Source organism: Rhodovastum atsumiense (assembly GCF_937425535.1).
Classification (GTDB): domain Bacteria; phylum Pseudomonadota; class Alphaproteobacteria; order Acetobacterales; family Acetobacteraceae; genus Rhodovastum; species Rhodovastum atsumiense.
Window position 1 is genome coordinate 47,559 of record NZ_OW485608.1, and the last position, 7,914, is coordinate 55,472.

The window sequence follows — 7,914 nt, forward strand, 5'->3', positions numbered from 1 at the left end:
GTCAGCCCCCAGATGCTGCGTTCCGCGCGGCCCGGCCGAGGTAACCAGTCGCCCCAGCCGCTTGCGCAGACACCCCGGACAGGTTCGCCGCCCGCGCCAGCGAGGCCACGGAACCGATCAGCCCCCCGGACGGCGCCGCAGCGGCGATGGATGCGATCCCGCCGTCCGAGGCAGACAGGATGCTCCTGGCTCCGTCCACGGCCGACGCGATCTTGGACACTGCCCCGGAGGCCAGCGACACGCCGCCGCTGACGGCGCTGACGGTGGACAGGGCGCTCACGGCCGCGCTGCTGCCGCCCGTCACCGCCGCGGCGAGCCCGGCCACCTTCTGCGCCGCGCCGAGCGCCGCCGAGCCGGCGGCGAAGATGTCGAACCCGAGCGTCTCGTTGATGTCGTTCTTGATCCCGTCGAGCCATCCCGGATCGGCTTCGGCCACTTCCTCCTGCAAGACCGTGCAGGTGATCCGGTAATCGACCCGGTGGAAGCCCTCGTCCGGCACGAAAGTGCCGATCACCACCGTGTAGACATGATCTCCCCAGGAGAGAGGGACCGCGTCGCCGGCATCGCACATCCAGGACAGCTCGCGCGCCCGATCCGACGCGTCCGGCCCGAGCATGAACCCGGACCAGGCGATCTCCCCCGGATCCGGCCCCATGGCATCGATCACCCGGTTCCCACCGGGTAACCGATGCACGACAAGCTGTTGCTGGCGAGGCCAGCAAATGCGCTCGGGCACCTCGTAATCCTGGAAGGTGAAGTCCCCAAGCATGACGGCCCCATCACCCCCGAAGAGGATGGAGGCCGCGGCGTCAACGCGGCCGATCAGGCCAGTGATATCCATTACTGACCACCCCACGGATTGATGCGGATGTCTGGTGAAGCCGGGCCGGATGGAGCGCGATTCATGTTGTCTGCGATGGCACGCGCGACGATGCGCCCGACTTCTCGCCCGTCGAGATAGACCCCCACCCCTTCCAGCCCATGCTTAACGGCCTCGGCCACCTGCCTGGACAGGGCATCGGCGCTATCGGGCGCGACCTTCACAGGGATCGCCTCCTGCGTTTCACCAACCCCACCAGATCGCACGACGGTCACGGGAACCGGCCCCTGCGTCGCCGCGTGCGCTGGCGTGGCCTCTCCGAACAGCAGCCGGCCGATTCCGCCTACTGAGCCATTGCCGAAGATCCAGGAGCCAATGTTCCCGATCTCACGCTTGGCCCGCTCAGCACGCTCGGCCTCCAGCTTTTTCCGGAGTTCGACGTAGGTCTTGCCCCAGATCGCTTCCTCGAGCTTTTCGCGCCCCCAGTCCAGTGCACTGCCGATGCCCCAGGCCGTGCCGCCGACAAGGGCAAGCTGCGGAATGGCGGCCGCGGCGCCTGCCGCCCCAGTTGTGGCGGCGCCCCCGGCGAACAGACCCGGAGCCGCGAGGCTTGCCATCTTCCCGAGCACGCGCGCCCCCGGCCTGAGGAAGAACGAACCGATGCTCAGTCCCATCAGGCCGAGCAGTCCCGCACCAAGGTAGCCTCCCCCTGTTCCTGCCAGCTCGGTCAGGCGTGGATGCTCCTTCTCCCAATCGGCAATCTTGTTCAACTTGTCTGTGAGAGAATCGAGCATCTTGATGGCCGGATCCATAAGTGGTCCGCCCAGCATCGCTAGGAATTTTTCCAGAGATGCCTGGAAAGCCGCGAATTTCAGTTTTGGATCATTGGCCTGAAGATATTTCGGAAGGTCTGGACGAACATTGCGGGTGTTCGCAGCCTCCTTTTCAATGGCTGGCATATCCTTGAGAAAATCAGCCAGAAGCCGAGCATAAGTTGATCTTTGAGCCGCCGGCCCAGAGAGCGCCCTGATCTGCGCCTCAATGCCGTGGACGCCGGCTTTCTCCATCCTCTCCTGGGCTTTACGAACCCATTCGAGCGTATTGGAGAACATCATTTCCTTGTCGTAGACGCCTTCCGTCGTGACCTGCTCGCGTGTCCGCTTGGAGCGCCCCGTTTTCGGGTCTACTACTACCTTTGTATGCGGGTCTTGCTTCGCGAGGCCGATCTTCGCAAGCGCATCATAGGTCTTGGCGGTCATACGCTCGCCTTCGACCACCTGGAACATGGACATCATCGCGGTGCCGAACCGCGAGCCACCCATGACCTGGATCATGGCCGGGGCGATTTCCCAAAGGAACTCGTCCGACATCATCATCCCTGGGACAGCGCCCATCTTGGCAAACGCCAGGATCTCGGCGGGATCAACGCGGCCACCAGTCGCCACATCGACGCGGGCGATATTGCTGAGCAGCTTGTTTAGGTTCTGCGGGTGGAACTCGACACGCTTCTTGCCCGTCTTCGGGTCCGTCACCTCATCGGTTAGCTTGCCGAGGATCTCAAGCGCCTTGGCCGCAGCGTAAACTGGCTCATCCCGGCCAGTGCGCGTCTTCTGAACGGTGTTCAGCACCGTAGACAGCTCAGCGAACGCCGGGAGCATCAGCATGGCTTCGCCGATGTCGCCGGTGACCGTCTTCAGATCGATCAGTGCCCCCATATTCCCGGCGAGCGTCGATCCGGGGGCCTTCTGCGTGGCAAAATATGCGACGTTCAGGGCTGCCTTGAGCGCGTCCGGGTGCAACCGCTTGTCCGTGCCGAGAATGGCCTGCAGGTGCGCCACATCAGCGCCTTGCTCCAGGGCCGACCGCAGCCCGGCCATGATGCCGCCCCCGGCCATCCCCGCCGCAATGCCAGCGTGCAGGTAGTCGTATTCACCAACCCTTGGAACCTTCCATCCCGGGCTGAAACGCGGATTGAGCGGAATGCCACCTGGCCCCGGCAACGCCAATGGCGGCGTGCCCCCTGGGGGGATCGCGCCTCCTCCGCCGAACCGAGCGAAAATGCCCCCAGCCGCGGCCCCTGCCAATGCCCCACCAGCAAGCGGCACCAGTGCGCCCCCGGAAGATGGTGGAGAAGCGCCCCCTGCCCCTGCAGCCCCACCGGCGTAACCGCCGGCGCCAGGCATCGGCATCGCGGAACCGGCGCGACGCGCCGCATTGGCAGCCCGCTCCATTGCAGCGGCAGCCTGGGACCACGCCGCGGCAGCGCTCTGCCCTACCCGGTTGAGGCCGCGCATGCCGGCCGCCAACTCGTTTACGGATATCTGAGTCCGCTTTATGATGCGGTCCAGTTCCGTGAATGCCCTGGACAGCACGCCCACCTCTCGGGGGACATTGCTGTCGAGCAGGAGGGTGATCCCAACTCTGTAGGCTTCAACCATCGACATCGAGCATCACCCGCAACAGATGGACGCCAGTTTCTTCGAGAACGAGAGACCTGCAGCCCGCAGCACGCCGGCGCAGTTCGAGGCAGAGTGCGCCGCCATTTTGTCGGCACTCGGCTGGTGTGCGCGTTGCGTTGGCAGATCAGGCGACCAGGGCGCGGACGTGATTGCCACCAAGGCCGGTGTCCGGATCGTGCTGCAGTGCAAGCTCTACACGGCCCCGGTCGGCAACCGGGCCGTCCAGGAGGCATACGCCGCAGTCGCCTATCATGGCGCTCACCGCGCCGCCGTCGTGGCCAGCTCGGGCTTCACCACAAGCGCCCGCGCTCTTGCGGCCCAGACTGGCGTCCTGCTGCTTCATCCCGACCAACTCGGCAGTGCAGATCGGCTTTTCGGTGTCCCAGAACCAGTCGCGCCGACACCGAAGCCACCGCGGCGCGTCATCCGGAGGTGCCCGAGCTGCGGCACCGGCCTTCGTCTGCCGCAGTGGCGTGCGGGTCACGTCCGGTGCCCATGCTGTGGTCACCGATTCTGGTGCGCCACCCTCTTCTTCTAGTCGTTCCGCCTCGGAAGCCCGCGGAGTGCCCACACGACACGGCCGCCAACTGCCTCTGCGACCTCATCGCCCTTCACGAACGCTGCGCGCCCCAGGAACGAGCGCGGCGGGATCGGGTAGAGGGCGTTCGGGGTGCCCATCTCCTGCCAGAGCGCCACTTCATCGTCGCTGCCGACAATGGCCGTATGGTCGTTCTCCAGTCCGGAAGAGATGCTTTCCCGAAGGTGCCCCTCCCTCAGCAGCGGGTTGTCAGGCGGGGCATAGCCGAGTTCGCGCTTGCCCTTGATATGCCCTGCCTGTGGATGATTGAACCCGTCCAGCGTGGCCGTGGAGAGCCGATCCCATGCCGGGAAGGGGCCGGCCGCCGGCTGGTAGCGCCCGATTTCTTCCTTGGCCTCGCGCTCCACGACCTTGGCGCCGGCCTTCAACCCTTCCTTCTGGGCCTCATGGACAGCCGCCGGCAGCGTCGCGAGGTGGGCGAGGAATGCTCCGAGGCTGCCGAACGTCTTCATGAAACCTCCACCCACTTCTGAGCGGTCCAGTCAAACCGCTCCTTGCCAGACATCTCCCGAGCGGCGACGACGAACCCGAGCCGCCGCGTGGCAGACATCTGCATGATCACGTCCCACGGCACCCCTTTCCCCAGGAGGTAAAGAACCTCCCAGGTAGATGGGTGCCGGCTCAATTTTTTGCGGCGGCCTCGTCCACCTCGGCAGAGGCATCCATTTCCAGGGCCGCCCTGACAGCTTCCATCCCCGCCGCGCCGAGCTTGACGACGAGCGCGCGCGCATCGCGAAGCGTCTTCGGCATGGGAACCGGCACACCGTCGATCGCCTCGACCGAAAACGCCGGCCCCATGAACGCCAGCAGACCGCGGTTGGTGGACTGCTCTCCGGCCGCCTCGAGGATGTCGAAGACGTTCTCCGGACCGAGCGGGCGCAGGGTATACTTGCGCCCGTTCTTGTCCGTGGCGACCAGCTTGCCGTCAACAGTGGTGGTCTCGACCATGGCTTACACCTTCCGCCGGCGGTTGGCACTGAACGCAAGGCGTTGCTTCACGCTGGTGTCGCCCTGCCAGCGGCCGCTGTCCTCCATCCAGAAGCTCACGTTGTCGAACTGGTAGGTGGACTGCGATCCATCCGGCTCCTGGATATACTGATAGATGCTGCCGTTGCTCACCCGCCCGGTCGTGAACCAACCCAGCTCGATCAGGGCCATGAGATCATCAACGGACGGGCCGGCGCGTTCCAGATCGATGCTGCCGTTCCATCCCTTCGGCAGAGCCGCGTGAAGCTGTGTCCCGTCCAGGCGGTCAACGTGAACCTGCGCGTATCCAGGGCGGGCATCGAACCCCGTGATGTTCGGCAAATCCACGCGCCCGAACGGCCCCACCATGACGATGGTGCAGTCGCGGCCGACGTTGAAATCCCCGACGCCTGTATTGACAATCGGCATGTGCAGCCCCCCTTACGCCGCGCTCTGCCGGACGATCTGCACCGTCTGGCCGCCTTCCACGTTGACGATGAACTTCTCGTTGATGGACAGGTATTGCACCTGGACATCCGCCTGGCCGTAGCCGAGGGACACGCGCGACTGCGGATTGTTGGTGTTCGCCGCGGACGGCGGCGAGCAGATCACGCCATAATCGGCGATCATGCCCTGGCCGCGCATGTTGGTGCAGAACGCGTCCAGCGTCGCCTTCACATTGCGGAACCAGTCATCGGACATCACCCGCCCGACATAATCGCCCATGCCGGCGTCGAGCGTCGCGGCGATGTAGTTGGTCATGCGCGTATAGTTGTCGCCGTTGGTGCCGGCGTTGCTGGACGAGTTGTGCCCGCACCGCACGCCCCAGAAATTGCCGCCGGGCTGCGGGTTGGCGATCACGTCGATGCCGGCCTGGAACAGCGTCTGCAGCTCGGCCGAGCTGTAGGTGGTGGCCTGCCCGCTGCCCGGTGCGCCGGATTTCTGGCTGCCCACGACGCCATAGAGCGGCTTGTTCAGGCTGGACTGCTCGGGCGAGAGGTTCGCCAGCCGGCCCGCCACAAAGCCCTGCGGGCTGACCAGCCGCAGCACGCCGTTGACCTGATCGTTCCAGTAGATCCAGTCGCCGAACATGACCTTGACCGCATAGCTGTCCAGGCCCGCCGTGTTCTTGGTTGTGACGGCGTTGCTGATCGTGTCGCCGGACGGGCCGCAGACGATCATGTAGACGCCCTCGGCCAGGCCGAACGCTGCCTGCGTGGTCCACTGCGTGGTGTCATCCGCATCTGCCAGGACACCGATGCTGCAGCCCTGCCCGCGCAGGGCATACATCCCCTTGCGGGGGATGGTATCGACGCCGACCAGGACGGCGGCCGTGATCGTGGTCGCACCGTCCGTGCCCTGGGTGGTGACGGTCGAGGTCGTGCCGGCGGTCGGGGCCGTGGTGCCGGCGCCGGCCGTCGCGGTCACGAGCTGCGACGGGCCGCGCAGCGCGCTCTGGCCGTTGTTGATCGCCGCCGCTGCGGCGACCGCGAGCGCATTCCCGGTGCCGCCCAGGTTATCGAACACCTCCGGCACCTGGCCGGGCAGCGCGATGGTCAGCTTGCTGGTGTTGGCCTTGCTGCCCGTCCCCCAGGTGGCGACGATGCTGCCGCCGCGGCTGCCGGTGTAGATCGCGGTCAGCGTCAGCCAGGTGGTCCCCAGCGAGAGGACGGCCGCCGTATCGGTGCCATCGGACACGCGCACGCAGCGGAAGTTCGACGCGCCTTGCTGGACGGCGGTCGCCACCTGGGTGCCCATGTCGTATTTCCGGTTCATCACCGGGCCGAAGGCGACGGCATAGTCGGCCATGGTGCCGATGATGACGGGCTTGCCGACAGGCCCCCAGCTCGCGGTGCCGACCACGCCCACGACGTTGGTCGGGACGCCGTTCAGCACCAGGTTCTGCGGCGGGACGATCTGGACATACAAGTCCGGGACCACCAGGGCCGTCGTGTTGATGCTTCCCTGCTGCACGATCGGCATGCTTCAGCCCTCCTGCACCGCGGCCGGCGTCTCGACCGGCACCTGGACCTTGACCACTTTGTCCGCCTGCTCACCGGCGAGGATGCGCGCCACCTCCGCCTGATCAGTGATCGTGTCGCCACGCTGGCGATCGCCGAACGGCGTCGTCACCACGAGATGGTATGCCATGCTGTTCCCTGGTTAGGCCGCTTCCGGCCCGATGATGATGGTCTGTGCGCCGTTCAGCGCGACGTGGATGGGCACGAACAGGCATTCCGGTCGCGCCTCGACGTAGGTGGTCGGGTATTCTGCCTCGTAGCGGAGGTCGCGCCGCCAGATCCGGTCCTTGCCGGTCGCGTCGGTCACGAACGTGCCCCGATAGATCAGCCGGGCGGAGGTGCCGTCCCCCAGAGGGAGCCATCGGACCCGGGCAAGCGCGTTGTCCACCGCCCCCGCCACGGCATCGCGCGCCGCTGGCGACGGGCACCAGGTCGTAACCCGGATGACCTGGGCCTGCCGGCGCGTCTCCATCCATGCCGGCTGATCCGCCACGACGCGGGCCTGCACCTCGGCGTTGGTGGCGATCGTCAGGACCGGCCCTGCCGCGCTCGAGCCCAGGACCTTCACCGCGAAGGCCGCTGCCACCGTCGCTGGCGTGTCCGCCGCCGTCAGCCGGTAGGCGTAGGCGGTCCAGGTGGTGCCGTGCCCGACCTGGATCCCGGCCACCTGCCCTGCCCCGCCGGCGCCGCCGAAGGTCACCACGGAGCCCGCCACGCTCACCGTCAGCGTCGGCGTGACGGTCGCCCCCGGATGCCAGGCATCCTGGTAGCGCGTCGTGTTCCGCCCCATCCCAGGGTCCGAGAACACGGACACATGCGCCGCGCCGGCGAGAATGTCGGCGTCGAGCGCGTCAGGGGTGGGCCAGCCCCGGTAGGCCCGCACCTTCAGCCCCGCCCCGGTGCTCGCCACCAGCGCGCCGGCCCGGTAGCCGTCACCAAGTGCCAGCGCCGTGGCGACCTGCGCCACCAGCGCCCGCTCTACCCCCGCAAGGTCGGCCATATCAGGCCACCGCCAGGGCCGCCGAGATGCGCCAGCCGTCCGTCAGCTCG

At 66.7% G+C, this 7,914-nt stretch carries 9 protein-coding genes; 1 reads left to right on the top strand and 8 read right to left on the bottom strand.

The window, feature by feature from the left end; translation table 11 throughout:
* Window position 1: 1 nt before the first annotated feature.
* Together NBY65_RS33645 and NBY65_RS33650 are read right to left on the bottom strand one after the other, a co-directional pair.
* Window positions 2-841 carry a hypothetical protein gene (locus NBY65_RS33645; protein WP_150043261.1) on the bottom strand — a complete coding sequence of 280 codons (840 nt, stop codon included), beginning with the start codon at window positions 839-841 and terminating at the stop codon, window positions 2-4.
* A complete protein-coding gene (locus NBY65_RS33650) occupies window positions 841-3,264 on the bottom strand; it encodes a phage tail tape measure protein (protein ID WP_150043263.1) in 2,424 nt (807 codons plus the stop codon). Before NBY65_RS33650 ends, NBY65_RS33645 begins: the two co-directional genes overlap by 1 nt.
* Window positions 3,265-3,283: 19 nt before the next feature.
* Here NBY65_RS33650 and NBY65_RS33655 point away from each other — a divergent pair, with 19 nt between their 5' ends.
* A complete protein-coding gene (locus NBY65_RS33655) occupies window positions 3,284-3,817 on the top strand; it encodes a restriction endonuclease (protein ID WP_150043265.1) in 534 nt (177 codons plus the stop codon).
* On the opposite strand, the gene NBY65_RS33660 is transcribed toward NBY65_RS33655, so the two are convergent.
* From NBY65_RS33660 to NBY65_RS33685, 6 genes are all read right to left on the bottom strand, one after another.
* Complete coding sequence (locus NBY65_RS33660) at window positions 3,814-4,329, bottom strand: phage virion morphogenesis protein (protein ID WP_150043267.1); 516 nt, start codon at window positions 4,327-4,329, stop codon at window positions 3,814-3,816. The genes NBY65_RS33655 and NBY65_RS33660 overlap by 4 nt on opposite strands.
* A gap of 169 nt (window positions 4,330-4,498) precedes the next feature.
* The gene (locus NBY65_RS33665; protein ID WP_150043269.1) at window positions 4,499-4,825 is read right to left on the bottom strand and encodes a hypothetical protein; all 327 of its coding nucleotides are present in this window, start codon (window positions 4,823-4,825) and stop codon (window positions 4,499-4,501) included.
* A gap of 3 nt (window positions 4,826-4,828) precedes the next feature.
* The gene (locus tag NBY65_RS33670) at window positions 4,829-5,272 is read right to left on the bottom strand and encodes a hypothetical protein (protein ID WP_150043271.1); all 444 of its coding nucleotides are present in this window, start codon (window positions 5,270-5,272) and stop codon (window positions 4,829-4,831) included.
* A gap of 12 nt (window positions 5,273-5,284) precedes the next feature.
* The gene (locus NBY65_RS33675; RefSeq protein ID WP_150043273.1) at window positions 5,285-6,826 is read right to left on the bottom strand and encodes a phage tail protein; all 1,542 of its coding nucleotides are present in this window, start codon (window positions 6,824-6,826) and stop codon (window positions 5,285-5,287) included.
* Between the two features lie 3 nt (window positions 6,827-6,829).
* The gene (locus tag NBY65_RS33680; protein WP_203330633.1) at window positions 6,830-6,994 is read right to left on the bottom strand and encodes a hypothetical protein; all 165 of its coding nucleotides are present in this window, start codon (window positions 6,992-6,994) and stop codon (window positions 6,830-6,832) included.
* A gap of 12 nt (window positions 6,995-7,006) precedes the next feature.
* Window positions 7,007-7,864, bottom strand: a complete 858-nt coding sequence (locus NBY65_RS33685) for a hypothetical protein (RefSeq protein WP_150043275.1) — start codon at window positions 7,862-7,864, stop codon at window positions 7,007-7,009.
* Window positions 7,865-7,914: the final 50 nt, after the last annotated feature.